Origin of the sequence: Pelomonas caseinilytica (assembly GCF_021353235.1) — a bacterium.
In the GTDB taxonomy this organism is placed as follows: domain Bacteria; phylum Pseudomonadota; class Gammaproteobacteria; order Burkholderiales; family Burkholderiaceae_C; genus Pelomonas; species Pelomonas caseinilytica.
This window is the reverse complement of record NZ_JAJTWT010000006.1, coordinates 265,306-291,296: the sequence shown is the minus strand read 5'-3', so window position 1 is coordinate 291,296 and position 25,991 is coordinate 265,306. Positions and strand designations below refer to the sequence as shown.

The following is a 25,991-nucleotide window of genomic DNA, read 5'->3' as shown; positions in this document are numbered from 1 at the left end:
CGAAGCCGGTAGGGGTGGTCTTGTTCCATGTGCTAGATTGCCTTCCGGCCGGTTCTCCACGTGCCAGGACAACGTGTCTGACTTCTTCTCGGCCGCCTTCCACCACTGTTCCCGCATTGCCGGCTGGCCTCTGCGCCTGTGCTGGCTCGCGCTTCGCTGGGCGCTGCTGATCCTCGCCCTGCTGTGGGCGCTGGTGGTGGTGGCCTGGGCGGTGCTGCACTGGGGCATTCTCCCGCACGCCAATGAATGGCGTCCCTGGCTGGAGAGGGAAGCCTCAAGGGCTTTGGGGGTAGAAATGCGCATCGGGCGCCTGAACGTGGAGTCGGGCGGCTGGATGCCGAGGCTGGAGTTCGTCGACGTGCGCGTCCTCGACCCCGCCGGCCGCCAGGCCCTGCGCCTGCCGCGCGTGGCCGCGGTGCTGTCGGCGCAGTCGCTGCTGGCGATGGAGCCGCGCTTCGTCCAGCTCCTCATCGACACGCCCGAGCTGGAGATCCGCCGCGACGCCCAGGGCCGGCTCTTCGTCGCCGGGCTGGACGTGGACGCCACCGAGCGCGCCGAGGCCGGCGGCGCCTCCGACGCCTGGCTGGACTGGCTTTTCAGCCAGCCCGAGCTGGCCGTCGTGCACGGTCGCATCCGCTGGGTCGACGAAAAGCGCGCCGAGGCCCGCCCGCTGGAGCTGTCCGACCTCAACCTCGTCATCCGCAACGGCCTGCGCCGCCATGCCCTGCGCCTGGACGCCACGCCACCGGCGGACTGGGGCCGGCGCTTCACCCTGCGCGGGCAGTTCACCCAGAGCCTGCTCAAGCGCCCCGGCGAGCTGCAGCACTGGAGCGGCCAGCTCTACGCCGAGCTGCCGCGCGCCGACCTGAGCCAGCTGCGCCGCCACGTGGACCTGCCCTTCCAGCTCAGCGAAGGCGATGGTGCCGTGCGCGCCTGGGGCGAGATCCGCAACGGCCAGCCCGTGGGCGCCACGCTGGACCTGGCCCTGCGCTCGGTGCGCCTCAAGCTGCTCGAGTCCGCCCCCGACCTGGACCTCGACCACATCGAAGGCCGGCTGGACCTGGCCCGCACCAAGGGCAGCCTGAGCCTGCAGGCCCGCCAGCTCGGCTTCGTCAGCGGCGACGGCGTCGTCTGGCCACGCTCCGACTGGGGCGTGACCCTGCAGCTGGGCAAGGGCGACGAGGTGCTCGGCGGCCAGGCCGACGCCCAGCGCCTGGACTTCGCGCTGATGGCCCAGATCGCCCAGCGCCTGCCCCTGGGCGAGCGCGCGCACGAGTTGCTCGCCGAACTGGAGCCCCAGGGCGTGCTCACCGCGCTGAGCGGCCAGTGGCAGGGCCCGCTGGACGCGCCGCTGAGCTACCGCGTGCGCGCCCAGCTCGACGGCCTGGCCGTGGCCGCCCGGGCGGCCGAGGCCGAGGGCCATCTCGGTCGCCCCGGCCTGCGCGGCGCCAGCCTGGACCTGGACGCCAACGAGCGCGGCGGCACCGCCAGGCTGGCCGTGCACCAGGGCGAGGTCGTGCTGCCCGGGCTCTTCGACGACCCGGTGCTGCCCATCACCCGGCTGGCGACGCAGCTGAGCTGGAAGCTGCCCGCGGCCAGCGGCAAGGCTTCCGGCGACGTGGAGCTGCGCCTGCGCGACCTGCAACTGCAAACGCCCGACCTGAGCGGCGAGTTCGAGGTGCTGTGGAAGCGCCCCGTCGGCGCCGCGACCCCGGGCTTCCTGGACCTGAGCGGGCGGGCCCAGCGCGCCGACGCCACCCGTGTGGCGCGCTACATCCCGCAATGGCTGCCGGCCACGCGCAGCTACCTCTCGCACGCCCTGCTGGGCGGCGAGGCCCGCAACATCAGCGTGCGGGTCAAGGGCGAGCTGCGCGACTTCCCCTTCGACGGCGCGCGCTCGAACGGCCTCTTCCGCGTCTCTGCCCAGGCCCAGGGCGTGACCCTGGCCTACGTGCCGCCGAGCGAGAGCGGCACCAACTGGCCGGCGATGGAGAACGTGGACGGCGAGCTGGTCTTCGAGCGCGCCGGCATGGAGATCCACAACGCCCGGGCCCGGGTGCTGGGCTATGAACTGAGCGGCGTCAACGGCGGCATCAAGGATCTCGGCCACGCCCGGGTGCTGGCGCTGGACGGCAGCGGGCGCGGCGCCGGCGCCGACCTGCTGCGCTTCGTGCGCGGCTCGCCGCTGGACGAGTGGCTGGGCAATGCGCTGACCGCGGCCTCCGCCCAGGGGCCGGTGGCCCTGAAGCTGGGCATCGGCATCCCGCTGGACGACGCCTCGCAGACGACGCTCAAGGGCCAGCTCCAGCTCGGCGGCGTGGACCTCAAGCTGCGCCCCGAGCTGCCGCCGCTCGCCGGCGCCCGGGGCCGCATCGACTTCGACCGCAAGGGCTTGCAGCTCGTCGGCATGACGGCACGTCTGCTCGGCGGCGACGCCGGCATCGAGGGCGGCACCCAGCGCGACGGCAGCCTGCGCTTCGCCGTGCAGGGCCAGGCCACCGCCGACGGCCTGCGGCGCGCCACGGAGCTGGGCGCCGTGGCGCGGCTGGCCCAGGCCGCCAGCGGCCAGGCGGCCTACCGCTTCCAGCTGGCGGTCAGCAAGGAGGGCCAGAGCGAGCTCAGCGTGGCCAGCAGCCTGCAAGGCCTGGCGCTGGACCTGCCGGCGCCCGGGCGCAAGGAGGCCGACGCCGCCCTGCCCCTGCGCCTGCTCATGACCCCCACCGCCGCCGGCCGCGACGAGATCCGCCTGGAGCTGGGCGCCGCCACCGCGCCGCTGCTGCAGGCCCAGCTGCAACGCGACATCTCCGGCGCCAGCTCGCGCGTGCTGCGCGGCGCCCTGGCCGTGCAGGACAAGCTGCCCGCCCTGCCCGCCAGCGGCGTGCTGCTGCAGGCCAATGTCGCGGCCCTCGACCTGGATGCTTGGCAGCAGCGCCTGGGTACGCTGGCAGGCAACGGCGGCACCACCGGCGCCGGCGCAGGGGTGGCCGGTGCCGACAGCGGCGACGACGGGCTGCTGCCCAGCCAGATCGTCCTGCGCAGCCAGGCGCTGAAGGTGGCGGGCCGCCAGCTCGGCCACGTGACGGCCCAGATCGCGCGCGACGGGGCCGCCTGGCGGCTGAACGTCGACGCCGAGCAGCTGGCCGGCCGCATCGAGCTCAAGGGCGTGCACGGCAGCCAGGTCGACGCCGTGCAGGCGCGGCTGACCCGCCTGTCCCTGCCGCGCTCGGAGGCCGAGTCCTTCAGCGAGCTCATCGACCCCGGCAAGGCCGCCGCCACCAGCAGCCCCCTGCCTTCGCTGGACATCGAAGTCGACGACTTCGAGCTGCGCGGCAAGCGCCTGGGCCGGCTGGAGGTGCTGGCCCAGGCCCCCGCCGCGGCCCGCGACTGGAAGCTGGACAAGCTGCAGATCCGCTCGCCCGACGCCCTGCTGACCGCCAACGGCCGCTGGGGCGACACCGCCGGCCGGCGCCGCACCCAGCTCGACTGGAAGCTCGAGATCGCCGACGCCGGCAAGCTGCTGGAGCGCCTCGGCCAGGGCCAGGTGCTGCGCGGCGGCAAGGGCGTGCTCGTCGGCGAGGTGGGCTGGGACGGCTCGCCGCTGGCCCCCCACTACCCCAGCATGGCCGGCAACTTGAACATCCAGCTCGACACCGGCACCTTCCTCAAGGCCGAGCCGGGCGTGGGCCGACTGCTCGGCGTGCTCAGCCTGCAAAGCCTGCCGCGCCGGCTGCTGCTGGATTTCCGCGACGTCTTCGCCGAAGGCTTCACCTTCGACGGCGTGACCGGCGACGTGAAGATCGCCGCCGGCGTGGCCCGCAGCGACAACATCCGCATCCGCGGCCTGCAGGCCGCCGTGCTGGTGGATGGCAGCACCGACCTCGCCGCCGAGACGCAGAACCTGCGCGTCGTCGTCGTCCCCGAGGTCTCGGCCGGCGGCGCCTCGCTGGCCTACGCGGCCATCAACCCCGCCATCGCCCTGGGCGCCTTCCTGGCCCAGCTCATCCTCAGCCGCCCGGTGGCCGCAGCCAGCACGCGCGAGTTCCACATCAGCGGCAGCTGGGACGATCCCAAGGTCGAGAAGCTCGAATCGACCGCCGCGCGCGCGGTGAATGCCGCCAGCGCCGCCCAGTGACCTAGCATCGCCGCCATGATGAAGATCGCCGCCTGCCAGATGGTCTCCGGCCCCGACGTGGCCGCCAACCTCGCCACCGCCCGCCGCCTGCTCGAGGACGCCGCCCGCCAGGGCGCCCGGCTGGCCGCCCTGCCCGAGTACTTCTGCCTGATGGGCATGCACGACAGCGACAAGCTGGCCCTGGCCGAGGACGACGGCGCCGGCCCCATCCAGGCCATGCTCGCCACGGCCGCGCGGGAGCTGGGCCTGTGGCTCATCGGCGGCACCCTGCCGATCCGCTCGACCACCGCCGACCGCGTGCGCAACTCGACGCTGGTGTTCTCGCCCACCGGCGAGCGCGTCGCCCGGTACGACAAGATCCACCTCTTCGCCTTCGACAACGGCCGCGAGTCCTACGACGAGGGCCGCGTGCTGGAGGCGGGCAGCGAACCCACACGCTTCGACGCCGGCGGCGTGAACGTGGGCCTGTCGGTCTGCTACGACCTGCGCTTTCCGGAGCTCTACCGCCGCTACGCCGGCTGCGACCTGCTCGCCGTGCCGGCCGCCTTCACCTACACCACCGGTCAGGCGCACTGGGAGCTGCTGCTGCGCGCGCGTGCCGTGGAGAACCAGTGCTATGTCATCGCGCCGGCCCAGGGCGGCCAGCATGCCAACGGCCGCCGCACCTGGGGCCACAGCATGGTCATCGACCCCTGGGGCCAGGTGCTGGCCGTGCAGGCCGAGGGCGAAGGCGTGGTGATGGCCGAGCTGGACCCGGTGCGCCTGGCCCAGGTGCGCCAGCAACTGCCCGCGCTGGGCCACCGACGCCTGGGTTAGTCCCGAGGCGCTGACTTTCCGCCGCGCGAGGCGGCACTCCTAGACTCGCCGGCTCCAGTCATTCCGCCCCAGCCCATGCGTTTCAAACTCGTAGGCGCCGCCGTGGCGCTGTCGGCTGCGCTCGCCGCCTTCGCCTCGCCCACGGCCGACACCCCCCTCGGCCCCATCACCCAGCCCCTGTGGCTGCGCCAGTCGGCCATCTCGCCCGACGGCAGCCAGGTGGCCTTCACCTTCCAGGGCAACCTCTACCTCGTGCCCGCGGCCGGCGGCACGGCGCGGCTGCTGGTGGCCAGCGGCCACCACGTGACGGCGCCGGTCTGGTCGCCCGACGGCCGGCTGCTGGCCTATGCCGCCGACGTGCACGGCAACAACGACGTCTTCCTCGTCTCGGCCGATGGCGGCCCCTCGCGCCGGCTGACCCAGCACTCGGCACCCGAGACGCCCATCGCCTTCACGCCGGACGGCAAGGCCGTGCTGTTCTCGGCCCAGCGCCAGGACGCCGCCACCAGCATGGCCTTCCCGTCGCCGGCCATGGGCGAGCTCTACCAGGTCGGCATCGAGGGCGGGCGGCGCCCGCGCCAGCTCTTCAGCGAGCCCGCCCTGGCCGGCCGCTATGACAAGGCCGGCACCCGCCTCGTCTACGAGGACTGGAAGGGTTATGAGAACAGCTTCCGCAAGCACCACGTCTCGCCGGTGGCCCACGACATCTGGCTGTGGGACGCCAGGACCGGCCAGCACCGCAAGCTGACCAGCTCCGGCGGCGAGAACCGCAACCCGGTCTGGTCGCCCGACGAGGCCTCCATCTACTACCTCAGCGAGAAGAGCGGCAGCTTCAACGTCTGGAAGATGCCGCTGAACCGACCCGAGGCGGCGCGGCAGATCACCCACTTCACGAAGAACCCGGTCCGCTTCCTGTCGGTGGCCGCCAACGGCACGCTGTCCTTCGGCTACGACGGCGAGCTCTACACCCTGGCCGGCGACACGGCCGAGCCGCGGAAGCTGGCCGTGGGCATCGCGGCCGACGCGCTGGCGCCCACGGTCGAGACGCTGAAGCTCAGCGACGGCGCGACCGACATGGCGGCCAGCCCCGACGGCTCGGAGGTGGCCCTGGTCGTGCGCGGCCAGGTCTTCGTCACGTCGGCCGAGTTCGGCAACACGCGCCGCATCACCGAGGGCCCAGGGCAGAAGCGCTCGGTCAGCTTCAGCCCCGACGGTCGCAAGCTGCTCTACGCCTGCGAGCAGGACGGCCAGTGGAGCCTGTGCGAGGCGGCCATCGCCGGCGACAGGAAGGCCGTGCCCAGCTTCTTCAACGCACCGCGCGTGACGACGCGGGTGCTGCTGAAGGATGCGCACCAGAACTTCCAGCCGCGCTACTCGCCCGACGGCAAGCAGGTGGCCTACCTGCGCGACCGCGCGGCCCTGCACGTGCTCGACACGGCCAGCGGCAAGACGCGCGAGGTGCTGTCGGCCGAGTGGAACTACTCCTACGAGGACGGCGACCAGTGGTTCGACTGGGCGCCCGACGGCAAGAGCCTGCTGGTGCAGTTCATCGACCGCAACCGCTGGAGCGCCGAGGTGGGCGTGGTGCCGGCCGACGGCAGCGGCAAGCTCGTCAACCTGACGCAAAGCGGCTACGAGGACCAGCGCCCCATGTTCGGCCGCCAGGGCCAGCTGATGCTGTGGACGACCGACCGCCAGGGCCTGCACGGCAGCGGCAGCAGCGCGCGCAGCGACACCGACGTGTACGCCATGTTCCTGACCCGGGCGGCCTACGACCGCTACCAGCTCGACAAGGCGGAGTACGCCCAGCTGAAGAAGCGCGAGGAGGAGGAGAAGAAGGACGCCAAGAAGGACGGCGACAAGAAGGATGGCGACAAGAAGGCCGACGCGAAAACCGACGCCAAGGCCGACACCAAGGCCGAGGAGAAGAAGCCCGAGCCTCCCAGGCCCGTCGTCATCGAGCAGGAGGGCCTGGAGCACCGCATCGCGCGCCTGACCACGGTTTCGGGCGACATCAAGGACTACGCCCTCACGCCCGATGGCGAGCAGCTCTTCTACGTGGTCAAGACGGACGAGGGCCACGAGCTGTGGCAGGTGCGGGTGCGCGAGAAGGAAGGCCGCCGCGTCGCCACGCTGCCGCCGGGCAAGGGCGACGCCGTCAGCCTGGCCCTGGACGCCAAGGGCGCGACCGGCTTCGTGCTGGCCGGCGGCAAGGTGCAGAAGTTCAAGGTGCCGGCCGAGGACGGCAAGGGCGACGTCAAGACCGAAGGCGTGAAGTTCACGGCCGAGCTGCGCATCGACCACGCCGCCGAGCGGGCCCAGATGTTCGACCACGCCTGGCGCCAGACCCAGGAGAAGCTCTACGTCACCGACATGGGCGGCGTGGACTGGGCGGGCTACCGCAAGGTCTACGAGCGCCAGCTGCCCTACGTGGCCGACGGCGCGGACTTCGCCGAGCTGCTGTCGGAGATGCTGGGCGAGCTCAACGTCTCGCACACCGGCGGCAACTACCGCCCGCCGCCGAGGGGCGACGCCACCGCTTCGCTGGGCGTGCTCTACGACGGCGCCTACCAGGGCGCGGGCGCCAAGGTGGCCGAGGTCATCGAAGGCGGGCCGCTGGACACGGCCGCCAGCCGCGTGAAGGCCGGCATGCTCGTCGAGTCCATCGACGGCGAGGCCATTGCCGCGGGTGCCGACTTCGACGCCCTGCTCAACCTCAAGGCCGGCAAGCAGGTGGTGCTGGAGGTGTTGGACCCGGCCACGGGCAAGCGCTTCGAGCAGACGGCCCGGGCCATCAGCCAGGGCGCCGAGCGCGAGCTGCTCTACAAGCGCTGGGTGCGCAAGGAGCGCGCGCTGGTGGACAAGCTCTCCGGCGGGCGGCTCGGTTATGTACACGTGCGCGGCATGAGCGACCCGAGCTACCGGCAGGTCTTCTCCGATGCCCTCGGCCGCGCCAGCGGCAAGGAGGCGCTGATCGTCGACACCCGCTTCAACGGCGGCGGCAACCTGCACGACGAGCTGGCCACGCTGCTGTCGGGCAAGCAGTACCTGGAGTTCATGCCGCGCGGCCAGAGCCTGGGCTGGGAGCCGATCTCCAAATGGATCAAGCCCTCGGCCGTGCTGATCAGCGAAAGCAACTACTCCGACGCCCACCTCTTCCCCTGGACCTACAAGCACCTGGGGCTGGGCCAGCTCATCGGCATGCCCGTGGCCGGCACCGGCACGGCGGTGTGGTGGGAGACCCTGCAGGACGGCACCACCATCTTCGGCATCCCGCAGGTGGGCTTCCGCGCCCGCAACGGCGACTTCATGGAGCGCGCCCTCATCACGCCCGACCTCGTCGTGCCCAACGACAAGGCCAGGCTCGATGCCGGCGAAGACCAGCAACTCGAGGCGGCCGTGAAGTCGCTGCTCGGCCAGTGAGCACCATCGCGCCCACCGCGGTCGGCCGGCCCGGCCGCCTGACGGCCTGGATCGTCGGCGTGCTGGTGGCCGTCTCGCTGTTCGGCAACTTCTACGTCTACGACTCCATCGGCCCGGTGGCCGACCTGCTGCAGCAGCAGCGCGGCTTCACCGACACCCAGGTCGGCCTGCTCAACGCCATCTACAACCTGCCCAACATCGTCCTCATCCTCGTGGGCGGCGTGCTGGTGGACCGCTTCGGCGCGGCGCGCATGACCCTGGTGACGGCAGGCCTGTGCCTGGCCGGCGCGGCGCTGACGGCCTTCAGCCCCGGCTTCACGGGCATGGCCGCGGGCCGGCTGCTCTACGGCATCGGCGCGGAGACCTTCAACATCGCGACGCTGGCCGCGGTGGCCGACTACTTCGGCGGGCGCAGCCTGGCCCTGGCCATGGGCGCGGAACTGGCCATCGGCCGGCTCGGCTCCTATGGCGCCGACATGTCGCCCACCTGGTTCGCCAACGCCTATGCCCAGGGCTGGCAGCCGCCGTTGGTGATCGCGACGGCCATCGCGGCCACCTCCTTCGCCGCCGCCCTGGCCTATTGGTGGGTGGACCGCGGCCCGCGCCGCGCCGGCCTGCTGCCCACCGGCCAGGCGTCCGAGGGCTTCGCCTGGCGCGACCTGCTGCATTTCGGCAAGGCCTACTGGTATCTGCTGGCGCTGTGCGTGCTCTGGTACGCCGTCATCCTGGCCTTCCGCAGCACCTTCTCCATCAAGTACTTCCAGCACGTGCACGGCCTGGACCTGGCCACGGCGGGCGAGATGAACAGCTACGTCTTCCTCGCCGCGGTCTTCGCCACGCCGGCCTTCGGCTGGGTCTGCGACCGCGTCGGCCGCTACGCGCCCTTCCTGGCGCTGGGCGCGGCCCTGCTGCCGGTGGCCCTGGCCATCCTGGCGCTGACCTCGTGGAGCCTGTGGCTGCCGACGGTGCTCATCGGCGTGAGCTTCTCGCTGGTGCCGGCGGTGATGTGGCCGTTGACGAGCCGGCTGGTCGCGCCCAACCGCTTCGGCACGGCCATCGGCCTGATGTGGGTGGTGCAGAACGCCGGCATCGGCGGCGCCAATCTCGTCGCCGGCTGGCTGAACGACCGCGCGGGCGCCAGCGCCGCCAACCCGGGCGGTTATGACGCCATGATGGCTTTCTTCGGCCTCACCAGCGTGGCGGGCCTGGCCTTTGCGCTGATGCTGTGGCTGACCGCCGGGCGGCGCGAGCAGGAGAAGGCCGCGACGCTCAGGGCCTCAGCGTGACGAGGTCGCGCAGCAGCAGGTTGATGTTGGCGCGCAGGGCCCGTTCGTTGGCGATGCGCAGCCGCTCCGGCGGCGACAGCACCGCCTCGCCGAGGCGGGCCTCCTCCTGGTTGGCGATGAGGCGCTGGTAGACGACCCGGCCGCCGGCCCGGTCGGCCAGGGTGTAGCGCACCGCCACGCCGACGGTCACGCCCATGGCCGGCACCAGGGGCTGCTCCAGCTGCACCAGCTCGGCCTTCAGCTCGAAGCGCGGCGCCGGCTGGGGCGCGGGCGGCTTCATGCCGACGGCGTAGAGCGACTCCTCCAGCGCCTGCTGCAGAGTCGCGGCGCTGACCTTGGAGCCCCACCAGCGGCCCGTCTCCTGGCCGCCGAGGACGGGTGCGACCTCGACCTGGCCCTTGAACGCGTCGGGCACCCAGCCGCGGATCTGCAGCGCATCGGCCGCCGAGACCGTCATCGGCAGCGGCTGGCTGGGCGTGCCGCAGCCGGCCAGCAGCAGGGCCAGGGCGGCAACGGGAAAGAGGGAGGCAAGGCGCGGCATGGGTGGCCCATGCTAGGCCCGCGCGCTGCCGGCAGTGGCCGCAAAAACACCCGGGAAGCGGCGCAGTTCGGCGCTCGGGCGGCGCTGCGCCAGGGGTCCGGCGCCGGCAGAATCGCCGCCATGAGCGAGCCCTCCGCCGTGCGCATCGTCGGCGCCACCGTCCAGACCGAGCTGCCCATCATCGTCGCCGAGCTCGGGCCCATCGCCGACCGGCTGCAGCTGGCGCGCGAGGCCATCGAGGAGCTGCGCGCGAGCCATCCGCAGTCGCCCGAGTCCAACGTGAAGGCGGCCTACATGAGCCCCTGGAAGAGCCACCTGCTCAACGGCAAGCTCATGCCGCTGTGCGCCAGCGTCGTCGAGATCGCCAAGGCGGCTGCGCCCAAGGCCTGGTCGGCGGACTTCGCCCAGCTCGGGCTGGACCTGCTCGTCACCCACTGCTGGGGCGCCATCTACGAACAGGCCGACTACACGGCGCCGCACAACCACTGGCCGGCCGACCTGAGCTGCGTGGTCTACCTCGAAGCCGAGCCGGGCTGCGCGCCGCTGGTGTTCTCCAGGACCAGCGCCTACCAGCCCCGGCCGGCGACCCTCGTCATGTTCCCCGGCATCGCCATGCACGAGGTACCGGCGACACCAGGACGGCGTGTCGTCGTCGCGATGAACCTGTTCAAGCAGCTGGCGCTGGATCCGGCGGCGGCGGCGGCAGGCTGAGCCGGGCGCGCAGGCCCGAGCCGCTCTGGGCGTCGAGCAGTTCAAGGCGCCCGCCATGCCGGGCCGCGATGTCGGCCGCGATGGCCAGGCCGAGGCCGCTGCCGGCCCCCGCCGCCGAACTGCCACGGCGAAAACGCTGCATGGCCGCCGGGCGCTCGGCCACCGGGATGCCGGGGCCGTTGTCCTCCACCTCCAGCCAGGGGCCCTCGCCGTCGGTGCCGCTGCGCACGGTGATGCGGGCGCCGGGACCGGCATAGGTGACGGCGTTGTGGATGAGGTTTTCCAGCAGCTCGCGCAGCAGGAAGGCGTGGCCCAGGGCCGGCGCGCCGGCCAGCTCGAAGCCGAGGTCGACACCGCTGGGCAGGCTGCGATGGGCCCAGTCCTGGCCGCTCTCGGTGGCAATGTCGCGCAGGTCGATGCGCTGGCCGACGTCGACGCTGCGGTCCTCGGCCCGCGCCAGCGACAGCAGCTGCTGGGCCAGCCGGGCGCTGCGCACGACGCGCAGGCGCAGCCGCTCCAGCAGCGGGTCGACCCGCCGGTCGTGGGGCTCCAGCATGGCCAGCTCGATCTCGGTCTGCAGCGAGGTCAGCGGCGTGCGCAGCTGGTGGGCCGCGTCGGCGAGGAACTCGCGCTGGGCCTCGGCGGCGCGCCCCAGTCGCTCGAACAGGCGGTTGAAGGCGGCCTGCAACGGCACCAGCTCACGCGGGAGGCCGGCGGTCAGCGGCGTCAGGCGGTGCAGGTCGCGGCGCTCCAGCTCGGCGCTCAGGCCGGTCAGCGGCGTCAGGCCCTGGCGGATGGCCCACCAGCCGGCGAGGGCGAGCAGCACTGCCAGGCCCGCGCCGTTCAGGGCGACGAGGCCGCCGATCTCGCGTTGCAGGGCGTCGCGCTTGTGCAGGGTCTCGGCGACGAGGATCTGGCAGACGCCGGCGGCGCCGCAGTCGTGCCCGAGCTGCACGAGGCGCAGCTCGCGGCCACGCAGCCTGACGTCGCCGTAGTGGGATTCGCCCGCCAGCTGCGGCGCCGGCCGCGGCTGCACCTCGGCCAGGCCGGCATCACCCTGCAGCACGTCCCCGCCCGGGCCGAGCACGAGGTAGAAGACGTCGTCCTGGCGGTCGAAGCGCAGGGCGCGGTCCATGGTGGCGCTGATGTCGATGCGGGGCTCGCTGCCGCGCAGGTCGATCTGGCCGGCCAGCGTCAGCGCGGTGTCCTCCAGGCCCTCGTCGAGCCAGCTCTGGGCGCTGTGCTGCACCTGCTGGTAGAGCGCGATGCCCAGCAAGGGCAGGGCCACCAGCAGCGGCAGCAACAACCAGCCGAAGAGCCGGCGCTGCAGGCTGGAGCGCGGGCGGTCAGGCAAGTTCAGCCGACTTCTTCCAGGAGGTAGCCCAGGCCACGCACGGTGCGCAGCTGCACGCCGGCGGGCTCGATCTTGGCGCGCAGGCGCGACAGGCAGACCTCGATGGCGTTGTCGCTGACGCCCTGGTCCCACGCATTGCTGGCCAGGGCGATGTGCTCCTTGGGCACCACCTTGCCGGCACGCGCCATCAGGAAGCCGAGGACGTCCCACTCGCGCGCGGACAGGGCCAGGGGCTCGTCCTCGATGTAGGCGCGGCGGGCTTCCTGGTCGATGCGCAGGCGGGCGAGCTGGAGCTGGTTGCTGGTGCGCGCCTGGCTGCGGCGCACCAGGGCCCGCGCCCGGGCGACCAGCTCGGTCAGCGCGAAGGGCTTGACGAGGTAGTCGTCCGCGCCGCCCTCCAGGCCGCGGACGCGGTCTTCGACGGCGTCGCGCGCGGTGAGGATGAGCACGGGTACCGCCAGGCCCTCGGCGCGCACGCGGCGCAGCGTCTCGAAGCCGTCGATGCCGGCCAGGCCGATGTCGAGGATGAGGAGGTCGTAGGCGTCTTCGCGGAGCGACCGCGGGACGGGTTCGCCACGGGCCGTGCAGTCGACCACCCACCCCTGGGAACGCAGGGCGCGGGCGGTGGTTTCGACGAGTTGTTCGTCGTCTTCGACCAGCAGGATTCGCATGCACCGCAGTATGGCGCGCGAGCGCCCCGGGGCGCTGACGTTTCGCTGTCACAAGGCGTCAGGTCGCGGCAAGGCTTGAGTCATGCGCGTGACGGCCGTGGTTTCGACACTGCCGGCATGGAATCGTTAGATGGGCGCCGCCCCGCGGTACTGCTTTTTCACGGCCTGTGCGCCAACCCTCTCGAGCTCGCGCCGGTGGCGCGCTCTCTGCGAGAGGTGGGTTATGTCGTCGAGACGCCGGCCATGGCCGGCTACGGGGTCAGCAGCACCACCGGCGAGCAACTGCCCGTGCCGCCCTTCGAGCACTGGCTGGCCGAGGCCGAGGCCCTGTTCGATCGGCTGGCCGCGGAACATGGGCGGGTGGCCGTCGGCGGCCTGTGCATGGGCGCCGTGCTGGCCCTGGCCCTGGCGGCACGCCGGCCGGCCGCGGCCCTGGTGCTGATCTCCACCACGCTGCATTTCGACGGCTGGAACGTCTCGCCATGGCGGCGCCTGCTGCCGCTGGCCTACCTGCCGCCGCTGCGCCGCCGCATGAGCTTCAAGGAGACGGCGCCCTTCGGCCTGAAGAACGAAAGGCTGCGCGCCTGGGTGGAGCAGGCCATGGCCTCGGACCAGGTCTCCGCGGTCGGCGCGGCACGGCTGTCGGCCGCCTCGCTCTACCAGGCCACGCGGCTGATCCGCCACGCCCGCCAGCGGCTCGCCGGCCTCACCGCGCCCGCGGTGGTGCTGCATGCCAGCGAGGACGACGTGGCCGGCCCGCGCAGCGTGCGCGAACTGCAGTGCCGCCTCGGCCGCGAGCCCGAGGTGCACTGGTTCCACGACAGCTATCACATGCTCACCCTCGACAACGAGCGCATCGCCGTCGCCCGCACGGTGCGCGACTTCCTGCTGCGGCGCCACCCACTGGCCCACGTCTCAAACTCGATCCCCGGAGCCCTTCATGAGCAACACGCTTGACCAACTCTGCACTCTCGCCCAGCGCGAACTCGGCGCCGAGGCGCTGAACGAGAAGGTCGACACGCCCTTCGTCGAGCTCGGGCTCGACTCCCTCGGCCTCGTCGACTTCATGTTCACCGTGGAGGACCACTTCCACGTCAACATCGAGCACGACCGCGCCCTGCAGAACCCGACGCTGGGCGGCCTGGCGGCGCTCGTGGACGAACTGCTGGCCGCCAAGGCCGAACCGGCCCGGGCCGCCGCCTGATGACCCAGGTCTGGATCACGGGGCTGGGCGCCATCAGCGCACTCGGCCAGGGCGCCGAGGCCCTGGCTGACGCCCTGCAGTCGGGCCGTTCGGGCATCGGCGCCCAGCCGGGCAGCGAAGCGCATGCGCTCAAGCCCTTCGCCGCCGGCGTCGTGACCGTGCCGCTCGCCGCGGCCCTGCCGCCGGCCCAGCGCAACCTCTACGACCGCCACAGCCTGATGGCGCTGGAGGCCGCGGCCGAGGCCTGGGCCCAGGCCGGCCTGCCCGCCACCACGCCCGACCCCGACCGCGCGGCCGTCGCCTGGGGCACGGGCCTGGGCGGTTCGGCGTCGCTGGAGGCCTCCTACCAGCAGATGTTCACGGCCCAGCCGCCGCGCGTGCACCCCTACAGCGTCGTGCGCGTGATGGCCAACTCGGCCGGCTCCCACCTGGCCATGCGCCACCAGCTGCGCGCGGCGCAGCTGGCCGTGTCCAACGCCTGCGCCTCCTCGGCCCAGGCCATCGGCGAGGCGCTCTGGCTGCTCCGCAACGGCCGCGCCGACCTGGCCCTGGTGGGCGGCTCGGAGGCCATGCTCAACGTCGGCAGCGCCCTGGGCTGGCAGGCCATGGGCGTCATGGCGCCGCTGGACGCCGAGGCGCCCGAGCAGAGCTGCCGCCCCTTCGACGACGGCCGCCGCGGCCTGGTGCTGGGCGAAGGCGCGGCAGCCCTGGTGCTGGAGACCGAGGCCCATGCCCGTGCGCGCGGCGCCACGCCGCTGGCGGTGCTGGCCGGCTACGGCCACAGCGTCGACGCCGTCCACCTGTCGCGCCCGGATGCCGCGGGGCAGGTGCGGGCCATGCGCGCCGCCCTGCGCGACGCCGGCCTGCAGCCCCCCGACATCGGTTACGTGAACGCCCACGGCACGGCCACCGAGGTGGGCGATGCGGTCGAGGCCGAGTCCATCGCCACCGTCTTCGGCGCGCGCGCCGTGCCGGTCTCGGCCACCAAGGCCCTGCACGGCCACCTGATCGGCGCCGGCGGCGCGCTGGAGCTGGTGTCCACCGTCCAGGCGCTGCGGCGCCAGGCCCTGCCCCCCAGCGCCCACGTGCGAACCAGCCGGTTGAGCGAGCAGCTGGACCTGCTGACCGACGGCGCCCGCCCGGCACGGGTGCGCGCCGCCATGTCCAACTCCTTCGCATTCGGCGGCAGCAACGTGGCCCTGGTGATCCACGCGGCGGACTGACCTCGCCGGCCGAACGGGCCGCGCTGGCGTGGCGCGGTCGCCGTTTTCTGGGGCTTCTTCACACGGCAAGCGCGCAATCACGCGGGTCATCTGGCGTCTGCCAGCACTACCATTGCGCCCTGCCTCGGGGTCACCATGAAACTGCTCGCCAAATTCAACCTGGTCTATCTGCTCGTCATGAGCCTGGGCATCGCCCTGAGCGGCTACATCGCCCGCCAACTGCTGCAGGACAACGCCCAGCAGGAGGTCGTCGGCAGCGCCCGCATGCTGATGGAAAAGGCGCTGGCGGTGCGCAACTACACCAACACCCAGATCAAGCCGCTGCTGGCCGCCCAGATGGCCACCGAGTTCCTGCCGCAGACGGTGCCGAGCTACTCCGCCACCGAGGTGCTGGGGACGCTGCTGGCCAAGCACCCCGAGTTCGCCTACAAAGAGGCGACGCTCAACCCGACGAACCCGCGCGACCGGGCCACCAGCTGGGAGGTCGACATCGTCGGCCAGTTCCGCAGCAATGCCGAGCTCAAGGAGACCGTCGGCACGCGCGACACGCCGGCCGGCCCGTCCCTCTACATCGCGCGCCCGCTGCGCATCACCGACCCGGCCTGCCTGGCCTGCCACAGCAGCGTGGACGCCGCGCCGGCCACCATGGTGGCCAAGTACGGCCCGGCCAACGGCTTCGGCTGGAACCTCAACGAGGTCATCGGCGCCCAGATCGTCTCGGTGCCCCTGGGCGTGCCGCTGCAGCGGGCCGACCAGACCTTCAAGGTCTTCATCACCTCGCTGGTGGGCGTCTTCGTCGCCGTCGGCATCGTGCTGAACGTGATGATCTGGATGCTGGTGGTGCGCCCCGTCACGCGGCTGTCGGCGCTGGCCGACCGCGTCAGCCAGGGCGACCTGGACGCGCCGGAGTTCCGCGCCTCGGGCCGGGACGAAATCGCCACGCTGTCCGACTCCTTCTCCCGCATGCGCGCCAGCGTCGTGCAGGCGATGAAGCTCCTCGACGCCTGATCGCGACGGCATGAGCGAAAGCAGGCATCCCACGCAGCTCGGCAAGTACCGCATCACGGCGGTGCTCGGCGAGGGGGCGATGGGCGTCGTCTACAAGGGCTTCGACCCCGACATCCAGCGCACCGTCGCGCTCAAGACCATCCGGCAGAACCTTGACGCCGGCGACGACAGCCCCGGCGCCCCGGCCTCGCGCTTCCGCAACGAGGCGCAGGCCGCGGGGCGGCTGGCCCACCCGGGCATCGTCGCCGTCTACGACTTCGGCCGCGACCAGCACATCGCCTACATCGCGATGGAGTACGTCGAGGGCCGCTCGCTGGCCAGCTATCTGAGCGCCAAGCTGCGCTTCACCGACACCGACATCCCGGGCATCATGAGCCAGCTGCTCGAGGCCCTGGACCATGCGCACGACAAGGGCGTCTGGCACCGCGACGTCAAGCCGGCCAACATCATCATGATGGCCAACGGCCGGCTCAAGGTGGCCGACTTCGGCATCGCCCGCATCGAGAGCACCCACCTCACGCAGACCCACTACATGGTGGGCACGCCCAGCCACATGGCGCCCGAGCAGTTCCTCGGCAAGGCCATGGACCGGCGGGTGGACATCTACGGCGCCGGCGTCGTCCTCTACCAGCTGCTGACCGGCCGCGCACCCTTCGCCGGCACGACCGAGGCGCTGATGTACAAGGTCGTCAACGAGCCGCCCGAACCGCCGTCCCAGGTGGAGGGCGCCGACCGGCCCGCCTGCTTCGACCCCATCGTGCTGCGCGCGCTGGCCAAGCGGCCCGAGGACCGCTTCGCCACCGCCGAGGAGTTCAAGCAGGCGCTGCTCGACGCCGTCGGCCAGAGCATCGACGACACCGGCTGGGAGAAGACGGTGATGATGGCCGCGCCGCGTGCCGCGCGCGCGCCGCAGGCGCCGCCCACCATCGCGCCGCCCTCGGTCGGCAGCGCCTCCAGCGGCGCCCCGCCCGCCACGCACTGGGACAAGGCCCTGCTGACCCAGGCCGAACAGACGCTGGCACGCCACGTCGGCCCGCTGGCCAGCGTCCTCGTGCGCCGCGCGGCGCGCGAGTGCCACGACATCAACGAGCTCTATGCCAAGCTCGCCGAGCAGGTCACCGACCCGCGCGCCCGCGACGCCTTCCTCGGCCAGGCCAGCCTCGTCACCGGCGGCAGCCTGCGCACGGCCGGCGGCACCAGCGGCTCGCCGCCCAGCCTGGGCTCCAAGGCGGCCACCGGCTCCGCCGGCAGCGGCACGGCCCTCGGCGGCCCGCTCGACGAGGCCGTCATGGACAAGGCCCAGGCCTTGCTGGCCCAGCATGTCGGCCCCATCGCCAAGGTCCTGGTCAAGCGCGCCGCCACCGGCACGGACAGCCGCGCGGTGTTCTTCAACCGGCTGGCGGAGGCGGTGGCGGATGCGGCGGCGCGAGACAGGCTGCTGAAGGACCTGGGGCGGCTGCCTTAGGGCCGCCGATAGGCCAGCACCTTCAGCGCCCGGTCCTCGTCCACGTCGGCGAACACGGCCGGGTTGGCCACGCGTTCCACGAACACCAGCTCCGGCGCGTGCTCGGCCACCACGCCGCGCAGGAAGTCCGGCCCCAGCTCCGGCGCGTTCAGGCACAGCAGGGCCGTGCCGCCCGGGGCGAGCAGGGCCGGCAGGCGCCTGGCGACGCGGGCGTAATCCTTGGTCGCCACGAAGCTGCCCTTCTGGAAGCTCGGCGGGTCGCAGACCACCAGGTCGTAGGGCCCGCCGCGGGTGAGCTTGCCCCAGGAGTTGAAGAGGTCGTGGGCCAGGAACTTCGCCCCCGTCTTCACGCCGTTGAGCTCGTGGTTGCCGCGGCCCGTCGCCAGCGCCCCTGACGCCATGTCCACGTTGACCACCTCGGCGGCGCCGGCCTGCAGGGCGACGACCGAGAAGGCGCAGGTGTAGGCGAAGAGGTTGAGCACCTTGCCGCCGGGCCTGACGTGTTCGCGCACCCAGCGCCGGCCCTCGGCCATGTCGAGGAAGAGGCCGTGGTTCTGGCCGCGCAGCAGGTGGACGAGGTAGCGCGTGCCGGCCTCGGTGACGACGTGGGGATCGGGCACGTCGCCGGACATCAGCCGGGTCTCGGCCCCTTCGCCGCGGCATTGGTAGACGCAGGGCCAGCGCCCGCCGATGGCCGCGGCGACGGCGGCCAGGTCGGCTTCGCCGAGCGGCCTGAAGCTGGTGAGCAGCAGCACCGGCGGGAAGGCGTCCAGCGCGAGATGCTCGCAGCCGGGGAAGCGGCCGCCGCGGCCGTGGAAGAGGCGTTGGGCGTCCAGCGGAAGTTCCGCCATCGCGACGATGGCATCGAGCAGGGCTTGCATGGCGGTGATTGTCCCGGCGCCAGAATGCCCGCCATGGACTTCCAGCTCATCCTCGACGAGATCAACGACGAACTGCGCCCGCTGCTGCCCACGGCCGGCGGCAAGGTGGCCAGCTACATCCCGGCGCTGGCGCGCGTGTCGCCACTGCAGTTCGGCATCGCGCTGCGCACCAATGCCGGCCAGACGGCGGCGGCTGGCGACAGCGCCGTGCCCTTTTCCATCCAGAGCATGTCCAAGGTGTTCTCGCTGACGCTGGCCATCCGCGCGCTGGGCGAGGCGATGTGGGACCGCATCGGTCGCGAGCCCTCGGGCAGCTCCTTCAATTCGCTCGTGCAGCTGGAGTCGGAGCACGGCATCCCGCGCAACCCCTTCATCAATGCCGGCGCCATCGCGGTGGCGGACCGGCTGGTCTCGCAGGGCGACGCCAAGGCCGAGCTGCTGGCCCTGTTGGGCCGGCTCTGTGGCGAGCCCGTGCACATCGACGCCGAGGTCGCGAGGTCGGAGGCCGACACCGGCTTTCGCAACACCGCGCTGGCCAATTTCATGAAGGGCTTCGGCACGCTGGACAACGACGTGGCCACGGTGCTGGACGTCTATTTCAACCAGTGCGCCATCGCGATGAGCTGCGAGCAGGTGGCCTGTGCGGCCGGCTACCTGTGCCGAGACGGCGGCCATCCGCTGGCCGGCACGCCCGTGCTGAGTGCGGCCCAGGCGCGACGGGTCAATGCGCTGATGCTGACCTGCGGCACCTACGACGCGGCCGGCGAGTTCGCCTTCCGCATCGGCCTGCCCTGCAAGAGCGGCGTGGGTGGTGGCATCGTGGCCGTGGTGCCGGACCGCCTCAGCCTGTGCGTCTGGTCGCCGGCGCTGGACGCCACCGGCAACTCGCTGCTGGGACGGCGGGCGCTGGAACTCTTCGTCGCGCGGACGGGGCTGTCGGTGTTCTGAGTTCGCTAACTGCCGTACTTGACGCAGCAGCCGTCGGGCCGCGTCGAGGCTTTCTGCAGCGCCAGCATGTTGCCGCTGCCGTAGTGCTTGCGGACGTAGGGGCAGTCGTGATTGGTCCACTCCAGCACCACGGTGCAACCCGTGAAGTCGGCCATGGCGGCCGCCTGGGCCAGCGCCGGCAGGACGAGGGCGGCGAGCAGGCTGCGCCGCAGCAGGCTCATGTCGAACTCCTGGAGGAGGCGCCCGCCGAGACGGCTTCGATGACGAGGCCGGGCGTCAGGATCTGCGGCAGCACCTCGGCCTCGGCGGCGCCGGGCGCGTAGTAGAGGTAGAGGGGCACGCCGGAGCGGCCATGGGCCTTGAGCACGGCGGTGATGCGCGGGTCCTCGCGGGTCCAGTCGCCCTTGAGGTAGACGACGCCGGCCTTGGCGAAGGCCTCGTGCACCTCGGGGCGCGACAGGGCCACGCGTTCGTTGACCAGGCAGGAGATGCACCAGGCCGCCGTGAGGTTGACGAAGACCGGCTTGTTCTGCGCCCGCAGCTCGGCCAGGCGCTCGCTGCTGAAGGGCTCGATGCCGCTCTCGCCGGCCGCTGCCTTCACGTCGGCCGCCACCGGCTTGATCCACGCCGCCGCGCCCAAGGCCAGCACCAGGCTGACGATGGCAGCCCCGGTGCCGACGGCGCTCGCGCGGCTGGCGTTGCGCCACCACAGGCCGAAGGCGATCAGCACCATGCCGCCGAGGGCCAGGGCCACGCCGTCGGCGCCGGCCTGCTGGGCCAGCACCCACAGCAACCAGACGACGGCCGCATACATCGGGAAGGCCAGGGCCTGCTTGAAGCGGTCCATCCACGCCCCGGGGCGCGGCAGCCAGCGCTGCGCGGCCGGCCAGAAGGCCAGCACCAGGAAAGGCAGGGCCAGGCCCAGGCCCAGTGCCAGGAAGACGGCCAGCATCACCGCCGCCGGCTGGGCCAGGGCGAAGGCCAGCGCCGCACCCATGAAAGGCGCCGTGCAGGGCGTGGCCACGACGGCCGCCAGCACACCGGTGAAGAAGCTGCCGGCCAGGCCGTCGCGGGCCGCCAGGCCCGAGCCCAGGCCGGTGAAGCTGCCGCCGATCTCGAACAGGCCCGACAGGCTCAGGCCCACCAGGAAGAGCAGGTAGGCCACCACCAGCACAAAGACGGGCGAATGGAACTGGAAGCCCCAGCCCACCTGCTGGCCGCCGGCACGCAGCGCGATCAGCACCGCCGCCAGCACGGCGAAGCTGGCCAGCACGCCGGCCGTGTAGGCCAGGCCCTCGCCGCGGTGGTTGCCCTTGTTCACCAGCGCCAGCGCCTTGATGGACAGCACCGGGAAGACGCAGGGCATGAGGTTGAGGATGAGGCCGCCGGCCAAGGCCAGGGCCAGGGCCGGCAGCAGGCCGAGGTCGCTCTCGGGGGCGGGGGCAGGCGGCGTGGCCGCCGCGCCCTCCGCGGTGGACGGCGCGCTGAGGTCGGCCGGCCCGGGGCCCTTGCCAGCACCCTCGGGCACGGGGGCCGAGACGGCCCAGGCCTGCTCGCCCGCCGCCGTGGTCAGCACCAGCACGCCGGACAGCGGCTTGCCGGCAGCCAGGGGCTCGTCCCCGGCGGGGATGTCCAGCGCCCAGCCGCCGCCCTCGGCCTGGAGGGCCTGGGGCGCGCTGTGGGCCACGGCGCCCCAGGTGTCGGCGAAGAAATAGGCCTTGGTGACCCCCGCGGTCGGGCCGCTCATGCGCACGCCCTGGGCCGCCGGCTTGAGCTGCACGGCGAAGCCGGCCGGCTTGGGGATGGCGCCGCGCCATTCCTCGATCTGGGCGGCGTCAGGGCCGGCCTTGGGCTCGGCGGCGACGGGCAGGTCCAGGCCCAGGCTCACCTGTTCGGGGATGCAGACGTCCTTGCAGACCAGCCACTTGACCTCGGCGCCGGGCTTGAAGCGGCTGCCGGGCTTGGCGTCAGCCGGGACGGCCAGGTCGACCAACAGGGCCGCGCGGCCTTCGTAGCCATAGTTGACGATGGGGCCGATGGCCTGGATGGAGGGCGTCGGCCACTGGATGTCGCCGGCCTGGGCGCCGGTCCAGTCGATGCTGGTGGCCTGGCCGGAGTCGCCCGGGTTGCGCCAGTAGGTGTGCCAGTGGGGCTTGATGGCCTGTTCCAGGGCCACCGTGAAGCGTTGGCCCGGCGCCACCGTGGCCTGGCTCGAGACCAGCCGCGCCTGGACGTGCTCGGTGGCCGCCTCCGGCGGTGCCGCCCAGGACAACAGCGGGGCGGCCAGCAGGGCCAGGACGAGGGAGCGCGCAAAGGAAGACATCCCGCGATGCTAGGCCAAACGGCCGCGGCCCCTTGAAGTCACCCCCGCAAGCCACCGCGGCGGGCAAGGCCGGCCTGGACGAAGCGGTCGAAGGCGGCCCACAGCGGCGCGAAGCGCTCGGCGCCGCCCTCCAACAGCGCCAGCGCGTGCAGGCCGGCTTCCAGCGTGGACAGTTGGCCCGGCCGGTGCGCCCGCCGCAGCGCATAGCGACCGGGCAGGCCGGACGGCAGGGCCAGCCGAGGCAGCAGGGCCAGCCACGGGTTGGCGGCGAGCAGGCGCCGGCTCTGTCGCCAGCTGCCGTCGAGCAGGATGAGCCGCCGCAGGCCGGCGGGCGCTGCCGCCGCCCCGCTCGTTCCCGGGTAGAGCAGCGCCGTGCCGGCGACGGCCAGCGCCGGATCGAAGCATTCTCCGCGCAGCAGCCGGGCCGACTGCAGGCCCGGGGTCAGCAGTGCCGCGGTGTTCTTGGCATGGCCGGCTTCGGCGGGGTGCTGCAGGATCAGCAGCTCGGTGCCGTGGGCCAGGGGCGCCGGCAGGGTGGCGCACAGGCAGGTGCTGGCCGGCCGCTCGCAGCGCGTGCAGACCGGCCGGCCCATCAATGGACCGGCGGCGAGACCGAATGCGGCGCCACGGTGGAGACCGTGCTGTCGGCACCGGCGTCGGGCGAGGAGGCCTCGCCACCCTGGCGACGGCGCGAGCGCGTGCTGGGCAGGCCGAGCTGACGCTTCTTGGCCCAGCGGCCGGCCAGCCAGACGCCGGCGACGATGCCGAAGATGTTCAACGCCCCGAAGAGCGGCGCGGCGCTGGAAGACAGCAGCATGGTCTGCAGCGGCGCCGAATAGGCGCGCGGCTTCAGGGCAAAGCTGAAGGCGCCGGAGATCAGCCAGCCGGCCCAGGCCACGCCCACGCCGGACATCATCCAGGCCACGTAGGGCCGGTGGCGGCGGCGCGTCGGGCGCAGGGTGACATACCCCCAGACCGCGGCGATCAGGCACAGCAGCAGGGCGATGGCCACCGCCTCGCCGAGCATGACGGGCAGGCTGTTGCGCCCGCCCAGGGCCGTGTAGACCTGGCGAGGCAGGCCGATGCTGGCGTATTTCATGGCCGCTCCGGCGCCGAAGCAGTAGAGCAGGACGCCCGAGACGAAGGCGATGGAGCGGCGGGCAGCTTTCATGGGGGCGCATTCTCGGTGCTGGCGGCGGCCCGGCGAAACCGGATCGACCGCCGGCGCGGCAAACTCCACGTCCGAGCGGCTGCGCGCCCAAAACAAAGCCCGCCGTCCGGAGGCCGGACGGCGGGCTGGGCAGGAAAGTGGGAGGGTGAGCCGGCGCTTCAGCGCTTGCGGTCCAGGCGCAGGGCGCGGGCGAGGCCGCGGCGTTCGCCGCTGTAGAAGCCAGTGTCGAAGGCTTCGTGCTTGCGGCCCTTGTCGACGGATTCCTCGGCGCTCCAGGCCATCTCGGAGGCGGGAAGGCGGCGCGGTTGCGGTTCGGTACGGGACTGGATCTTCATCATGGCTGTCTTGCCTGTCTCGCGGCCCGAAAGCGGCGCGATTGGGGGGACAACGCGGGCCCGCGGAGCCGGGTTGACAGGCTGCACACAATTCTTTGCATGTCCGAAGCGGCGGACGGCTGCGGCCAGGTTTGCCGACAATGCCGGCTTCCACACCCCCGGAACCCCGCCGCCATGAGCGTCCAGCTGAAGAAAACCCTGCCGGCCAAGGCCGTGCCCCTCACCGTCGTCGACCGCGCCGCCTTCCAGGCCCTGGCGCCCGAGCTGCCGGAGGCGACGCGCCAGTGGCTGGCCACCGTCGGCTTCGTCGGCGCGCCCGACACCCACGCCCTGGTCCCCGGCGCCGACGGCCGGCTGGCCGGCGTCTGGGCCGGCGTGGCCCACGCGGCCCATCCCTACGCCCTCAGCCACCTGCCCCTGGCCCTGCCCGAGGGCGTCTACCGGCTGGCCGACACCGGCCTGGCCCTGCTCCCGGAAGCCGCGGCCCTGTCCTGGGAGCTGGGGGGCTACCGCTTCGACCTCTACAAGCCCGCCAAGCGCGCCCCGGCGACGCTGGTGCTCAAGGCCGGCGCCGACGCCGAGCGCGGCCTGGCCCTGGCGGCGGCCATCACGGCCACGCGCGACCTGGTCAACACGCCGGCCGAGCACATGGGCCCGGCCGAGCTGTCGGCCGCCGCCAAGGCCCTGTCCAGGCAGTACGGCGCCACCTTCTCCGAGACTGTCGGCGACGCCCTGCTGAAGAAGAACTTCCCGAGCATCCATGCGGTCGGCCGCGCGAGCACGCGCTCACCTCGCTTGATCGAGCTGAACTGGGGCAACCCGCGGCACCCCAAGCTGGCCCTGGTGGGCAAGGGGGTCTGCTTCGACTCGGGCGGCCTCAACATCAAGCCGGGCGAAGGCATGCGCCAGATGAAGAAGGACATGGGCGGCGCGGCCAACGCCCTGGGCCTGGCGACGCTGATCATGGCCCTGGGCCTGCCGGTGCGGCTGCAGTTGCTGATCCCGGCGGTCGAGAACTCGATCTCGGGCAACGCCTACCGGCCCGGCGACGTCATCAAGACCCGCAAGGGCCTGCACATCGAGATCGGCAACACCGATGCCGAAGGCCGCGTCATCCTCTGCGACGCCCTGGCCTACGCGGCGGAGGGCCAGCCCGACCTGGTCATCGACCTGGCCACGCTGACCGGCGCCGCCCGCGTGGCGCTGGGCGCGCAGTTGCCCGCCCTCTTCGCCAAGCACATGGACACGGCGCGCGACCTCGTCGACCTGGGCCTGAAGCTGGACGACCCGCTCTGGCACATGCCGCTGTGGGCGCCCTACCACGCCGGCATCGAGAGTTCGATCGGCGACATCGTCAACACCGGCAAGAGCGCCCTGGCCGGCGCGATCAACGCCGCCCTGTTCCTGGAAGACTTCCTGCCGCCCCAGCAGGACTGGCTGCACATCGACCTGTTCGCCTGGAACGACACGGCGCGGCCCGGCCGGCCGGTGGGCGGCGAGGCGCAGACCCTGCGCACCCTGCTCGCCTACCTGGAGCAGCGTTACTCGGGCGCCTGATCCTCGGGCGCGGGCGCGGCGGGCGCCGCCTGGGGCGAAGCGGCGGCCGGCGCCGGGTCGGGGCGGGCCGGGCGGTCGCTGCGCGGCGGCCCGGGCTTGCGGCCCGGCTGGGGTGGTCGGCCGCCTTCACGTCGCTCACCTCCGCGTGGCGCCTCGCGCCGGGCGTCCGCACGCGGGCCCGGACGGCGTTCGCCCCGGTCCTGCGGCCGGCCGCCACCGGGGCGGCGGTCGTCGCGGCGCCCGCCATCGCGATCCTGGCGCGGCGGGGCCGGCGGCGCCTCGGCCCGCTCCTTGCGGGCGATCTCGAGCAGCCCCGGCAGTTCGGCCGGCGTCAGGCCCTTGAGGACGCAGAAGTTGGCCTCGGTCAGCGTCGTGCGCTCGAAGTCCCACAGCAGCTGGGCACGGTTGCGGCGCTGCTGCACCTCCAGCTGCTCACGTTCCTGGCGGGCTCCCTTGCGGCGGGCCAGCTCCTCGCGGGCGGCAGTCAGGTGTTCCTCGGTGATCTCGCCGGCTGGGTTGCCGTCGAGGTCGAAGCGCGTCTTGGCCTGGGTCAGGGCGATCAGGTAGCCGGTGCTGCCCGTGTGGCGGCGCAGGAAGGCGCTGAGCTGGGCCTTGCTGAACTTGCCCGGCGCACGCTCCTGGATGTCGGCCTGGATGCGCAGCTTGACGGGCTTGGGCTTGCCGGTGAACAGGGCCGGGAACAGGGCCTTGAGCTCGGCGGTGGCATCGGCCGGCTGGCCCGGGGCCCCGGGCTGGGGCGCCGCCTCGGATGCGGGCACGGCGGCGTCAGGCGCGTCGGCCCTGGGCTCGGCCGGGGCATCGGCCGGGTTGGCGGGATCGGGAAGATCGGAATTCATCGCAAGGCGGCCGCGGCCAGGTACATGGGCAAGGGCGGGGATTGTCGTTCAGCGCGGCGGCCCTTGCCTGGGGATGGCAAGAGTG

21 protein-coding genes and 1 pseudogene are annotated in these 25,991 nt (G+C 72.7%); 12 read left to right on the top strand and 10 right to left on the bottom strand.

Annotated elements, in window-relative coordinates:
• The first annotated feature begins 73 nt into the window (after positions 1 to 73).
• The 4 genes from LXT12_RS16255 to LXT12_RS16240 all read left to right on the top strand — a co-directional run bounded on the left by LXT12_RS16255 (position 74) and on the right by LXT12_RS16240 (position 9,657).
• Entirely contained in the window at positions 74 to 4,132 is a 4,059-nt protein-coding gene (locus LXT12_RS16255) for a YhdP family protein (RefSeq protein WP_233393282.1), read from the top strand.
• Positions 4,133 to 4,150: 18 nt separating this feature from the next.
• Positions 4,151 to 4,948: a carbon-nitrogen hydrolase family protein gene (locus LXT12_RS16250; RefSeq protein WP_233393444.1), complete on the top strand. Its 798-nt coding sequence runs from the start codon at positions 4,151 to 4,153 to the stop codon at positions 4,946 to 4,948.
• A gap of 75 nt (positions 4,949 to 5,023) precedes the next feature.
• Positions 5,024 to 8,371 (top strand): S41 family peptidase, encoded by a 3,348-nt coding sequence (locus LXT12_RS16245; protein ID WP_233393278.1) that lies wholly within the window; start codon positions 5,024 to 5,026, stop codon positions 8,369 to 8,371.
• Positions 8,368 to 9,657 (top strand): MFS transporter, encoded by a 1,290-nt coding sequence (locus tag LXT12_RS16240; protein ID WP_233393274.1) that lies wholly within the window; start codon positions 8,368 to 8,370, stop codon positions 9,655 to 9,657. The genes LXT12_RS16245 and LXT12_RS16240 overlap by 4 nt, the downstream gene beginning before the upstream one ends.
• Here LXT12_RS16240 and LXT12_RS16235 read toward each other — a convergent pair.
• A complete protein-coding gene (locus tag LXT12_RS16235; protein WP_233393271.1) occupies positions 9,641 to 10,198 on the bottom strand; it encodes a hypothetical protein in 558 nt (185 codons plus the stop codon). The genes LXT12_RS16240 and LXT12_RS16235 overlap by 17 nt on opposite strands.
• A gap of 120 nt (positions 10,199 to 10,318) precedes the next feature.
• Between LXT12_RS16235 and LXT12_RS16230 the strand changes: the two genes are divergently transcribed.
• A complete protein-coding gene (locus LXT12_RS16230) occupies positions 10,319 to 10,909 on the top strand; it encodes a 2OG-Fe(II) oxygenase family protein (protein WP_233393269.1) in 591 nt (196 codons plus the stop codon).
• On the opposite strand, the gene LXT12_RS16225 is transcribed toward LXT12_RS16230, so the two are convergent.
• Complete coding sequence (locus tag LXT12_RS16225; RefSeq protein WP_233393267.1) at positions 10,866 to 12,263, bottom strand: sensor histidine kinase; 1,398 nt, start codon at positions 12,261 to 12,263, stop codon at positions 10,866 to 10,868. The genes LXT12_RS16230 and LXT12_RS16225 overlap by 44 nt on opposite strands.
• Positions 12,264 to 12,265: 2 nt before the next feature.
• Positions 12,266 to 12,934, bottom strand: a complete 669-nt coding sequence (locus LXT12_RS16220) for a response regulator (protein WP_233393265.1) — start codon at positions 12,932 to 12,934, stop codon at positions 12,266 to 12,268.
• 117 nt (positions 12,935 to 13,051) lie between these two features.
• On the opposite strand from LXT12_RS16220, the gene LXT12_RS16215 reads away from it, so the two are divergent.
• The 5 genes from LXT12_RS16215 to LXT12_RS16195 all read left to right on the top strand — a co-directional run bounded on the left by LXT12_RS16215 (position 13,052) and on the right by LXT12_RS16195 (position 17,834).
• Complete coding sequence (locus LXT12_RS16215; RefSeq protein WP_233393263.1) at positions 13,052 to 13,891, top strand: alpha/beta hydrolase; 840 nt, start codon at positions 13,052 to 13,054, stop codon at positions 13,889 to 13,891.
• Positions 13,875 to 14,138, top strand: coding sequence for an acyl carrier protein (locus LXT12_RS16210; protein WP_233393262.1), 264 nt, complete (start codon positions 13,875 to 13,877; stop codon positions 14,136 to 14,138). Before LXT12_RS16215 ends, LXT12_RS16210 begins: the two co-directional genes overlap by 17 nt.
• Positions 14,138 to 15,361, top strand: a complete 1,224-nt coding sequence (locus LXT12_RS16205) for a beta-ketoacyl-[acyl-carrier-protein] synthase family protein (RefSeq protein WP_233393261.1) — start codon at positions 14,138 to 14,140, stop codon at positions 15,359 to 15,361. Before LXT12_RS16210 ends, LXT12_RS16205 begins: the two co-directional genes overlap by 1 nt.
• Before the next feature lie 135 nt (positions 15,362 to 15,496).
• Positions 15,497 to 16,369, top strand: a complete 873-nt coding sequence (locus LXT12_RS16200) for a Tll0287-like domain-containing protein (RefSeq protein WP_233393258.1) — start codon at positions 15,497 to 15,499, stop codon at positions 16,367 to 16,369.
• 10 nt (positions 16,370 to 16,379) lie between these two features.
• On the top strand, positions 16,380 to 17,834 hold the full coding sequence (locus tag LXT12_RS16195; protein ID WP_233393256.1) for a serine/threonine-protein kinase: 1,455 nt from the start codon (positions 16,380 to 16,382) through the stop codon (positions 17,832 to 17,834).
• Here the strand turns inward: LXT12_RS16195 and LXT12_RS16190 are convergent.
• Positions 17,831 to 18,715, bottom strand: a complete 885-nt coding sequence (locus tag LXT12_RS16190; protein ID WP_233393254.1) for a class I SAM-dependent methyltransferase — start codon at positions 18,713 to 18,715, stop codon at positions 17,831 to 17,833. The two genes, LXT12_RS16195 and LXT12_RS16190, sit on opposite strands and share 4 nt — an antisense overlap.
• Before the next feature lie 24 nt (positions 18,716 to 18,739).
• Between LXT12_RS16190 and LXT12_RS16185 the strand changes: the two genes are divergently transcribed.
• Positions 18,740 to 19,663 carry a glutaminase gene (locus LXT12_RS16185; protein ID WP_233393252.1) on the top strand — a complete coding sequence of 308 codons (924 nt, stop codon included), beginning with the start codon at positions 18,740 to 18,742 and terminating at the stop codon, positions 19,661 to 19,663.
• Between the two features lie 41 nt (positions 19,664 to 19,704).
• On the opposite strand, the pseudogene LXT12_RS16180 reads toward LXT12_RS16185, so the two are convergent.
• From LXT12_RS16180 to LXT12_RS16160, 5 genes and pseudogenes are all read right to left on the bottom strand, one after another.
• Positions 19,705 to 19,884 (bottom strand): annotated as a pseudogene (locus tag LXT12_RS16180) (thioredoxin family protein); the annotation flags it as partial.
• On the bottom strand, positions 19,881 to 21,986 hold the full coding sequence (locus tag LXT12_RS16175) for a protein-disulfide reductase DsbD family protein (RefSeq protein ID WP_233393250.1): 2,106 nt from the start codon (positions 21,984 to 21,986) through the stop codon (positions 19,881 to 19,883). The pseudogene LXT12_RS16180 and the gene LXT12_RS16175, both read right to left, overlap by 4 nt.
• Before the next feature lie 38 nt (positions 21,987 to 22,024).
• On the bottom strand, positions 22,025 to 22,579 hold the full coding sequence (locus LXT12_RS16170) for a tRNA-uridine aminocarboxypropyltransferase (RefSeq protein ID WP_233393247.1): 555 nt from the start codon (positions 22,577 to 22,579) through the stop codon (positions 22,025 to 22,027).
• On the bottom strand, positions 22,579 to 23,157 hold the full coding sequence (locus tag LXT12_RS16165; protein WP_233393245.1) for a hypothetical protein: 579 nt from the start codon (positions 23,155 to 23,157) through the stop codon (positions 22,579 to 22,581). The genes LXT12_RS16170 and LXT12_RS16165 overlap by 1 nt, the downstream gene beginning before the upstream one ends.
• 158 nt (positions 23,158 to 23,315) lie before the next feature.
• Positions 23,316 to 23,495 (bottom strand): hypothetical protein, encoded by a 180-nt coding sequence (locus tag LXT12_RS16160; RefSeq protein WP_233393244.1) that lies wholly within the window; start codon positions 23,493 to 23,495, stop codon positions 23,316 to 23,318.
• A gap of 171 nt (positions 23,496 to 23,666) precedes the next feature.
• Here LXT12_RS16160 and LXT12_RS16155 point away from each other — a divergent pair, with 171 nt between their 5' ends.
• Entirely contained in the window at positions 23,667 to 25,049 is a 1,383-nt protein-coding gene (locus LXT12_RS16155; RefSeq protein ID WP_233393243.1) for a leucyl aminopeptidase family protein, read from the top strand.
• Here LXT12_RS16155 and LXT12_RS16150 read toward each other — a convergent pair.
• Positions 25,034 to 25,906 carry a ProQ/FINO family protein gene (locus LXT12_RS16150; RefSeq protein WP_233393242.1) on the bottom strand — a complete coding sequence of 291 codons (873 nt, stop codon included), beginning with the start codon at positions 25,904 to 25,906 and terminating at the stop codon, positions 25,034 to 25,036. The genes LXT12_RS16155 and LXT12_RS16150 overlap by 16 nt on opposite strands.
• Between the last annotated feature and the right edge of the window lie 85 nt (positions 25,907 to 25,991).